At 42.0% G+C, this 1,709-nt stretch carries 3 protein-coding genes; all 3 read left to right on the top strand.

Annotated elements, in window-relative coordinates; all coding sequences use genetic code 11:
* A partial coding sequence (locus F6K49_RS46300) for a hypothetical protein (RefSeq protein ID WP_293109178.1) occupies window positions 1-272 on the top strand: 272 nt, incomplete at its 5' end.
* Between the two features lie 60 nt (window positions 273-332).
* The gene (locus F6K49_RS46305) at window positions 333-1,139 is read left to right on the top strand and encodes an ABC transporter permease (RefSeq protein WP_075903074.1); all 807 of its coding nucleotides are present in this window, start codon (window positions 333-335) and stop codon (window positions 1,137-1,139) included.
* A partial coding sequence (locus F6K49_RS46310; protein WP_293109182.1) for an ATP-binding cassette domain-containing protein occupies window positions 1,140-1,709 on the top strand: 570 nt, incomplete at its 3' end. It lies immediately after the preceding gene.

Genomic DNA, 1,709 nt, shown 5'->3' on the forward strand with positions numbered 1-1,709 from the left:
CCAAGAAAGCAAGGGACTTGGCTCTAGTTCGTCAGCACTACTCACAGGCATATAATCAAGTCAGATACTTACTTCTCAAGGGATTATACCAAGTTCCTACTCGACAAATTTCCCTAAACTATGATAATAATATACAAACCGAAACAGAACGGGTGCGCGAACGCGCCGTAACCAAAAGTGCGGGGTGGGAACACGACAGGGCGAATTTATTCGCAGTATATGTTATGGTTCTAAAAATGCGCATCTACGAACCATTGGGGAGGCTCAATTGAATCCCTATATATTCGGTTCTATATACTCATATTCGGTTCTATATCTTCGGTGTATAAATTATGACCTTATCCCTCAAGGCTAACACCGCACGGTCGCCATTCCAGCGCTATTGGGAGTTGCTGTCTATATTAACAGAGCGAAATCTGAAGGGACGTTATCGAGGATCGCTTCTGGGAGTATATTGGTCTTTGTTAAATCCTTTGATTATGACAGGACTATATACAGCAATTTTTGGTGCTACCTTTGCCTCCTATTATGACAACTCAACCATTAACTATATTCTGGCAGCTTTTACTGGGTTGCTTGTCACTAACTTTTTCTCCGCTTCAACCAACCAAGCATTAGTCAGTATAGTTGGTAATGGTGCCCTGTTGAATAAAGTTCGCTTACCAATCAGTGTCTTTCCAGTTTCAACCATTGCTGCTAATGTGTTTCAGTTATCTGTTGGCAGCTTTCCTCTCCTAGCTATTGTCACGTTGCTTACGTCAAAAAGTGTAGTCAATTTGCTAGCGTTGAGTCTTCCGTTAATCGCTTTAATTTTGGTTAGTATCGGCATCGGTTTTTTCGTCAGTGTTCTCTATGTGTTCTTTAGGGATTTACCTTATTTCTACGAACTAGTATGCTTTGTGCTCTGGATTAGTTCTCCAGTCTTTTATCCAGCAGCAATTGTTCCAGAGGCGGTTAGACCCTTTTTGTTTTTAAATCCCTTATTGCCGATTATTGAAAGCATTCGACAGATTTCTTTGTCAGGAGGTTTGCCAGATGTAGGGTTAATTGGACACTCATGCCTAAGTGCCATAGTAATTGTATCCTTAGGCTGGACTTGCTTTCGAGTTTGGCAGCCTCACTTCATGGATTTGTTATAAATGACAGAAGAAGTTATTAGACTCGATCGGGTTTCATTGTGGCGAAGAACCCAAGAAGAGTTTTCCTATGACCTCAAGAAAACCATACTATCGTTTGTGGAGGGAAAATACCGCAAACCTTCCAAGAATTTAGTCCTTGATGACATTCATCTAGCTGTAAAGGCTGGGGAAAAAATCGGTATCATTGGACCCAATGGTTCAGGAAAATCAACCCTGCTTAAAGTTATCTGTGGAATCTTACAGCCCACAAGGGGTCAGGTATGGATCAGAGGTGAAATCGCTCCTCTGATTGAGCTAGGAGCTGGATTCGATCCAGAACTTTCCGTACTGGATAACATCAAACTCTATGGGGTGATGCTAGGTTTCTCTAAACAAGAGATGAAACGCAGAACCCCATCGATTTTGGAGTTTGCTGAGCTAGAAGACTACAAGTTAATGCCAGTCAAGGGATTATCCTCAGGGATGTCAGCGCGGCTAGGCTTTGCCATTGCCACTGATGTACAGCCAGATATCCTAATTTTAGATGAAGTGTTATCCGTAGGGGATCAAAGTTTTAGAATTAAGTGCCAG

This window comes from Moorena sp. SIO3I6, from assembly GCF_010672095.1.

Coding starts and splice junctions, on each gene's coding strand:
- F6K49_RS46305 (WP_075903074.1), top strand. CDS start 333: ATGACCTTATCCCTCAAGGCTAACACCGCACGGTCGCCATTCCAGCGC.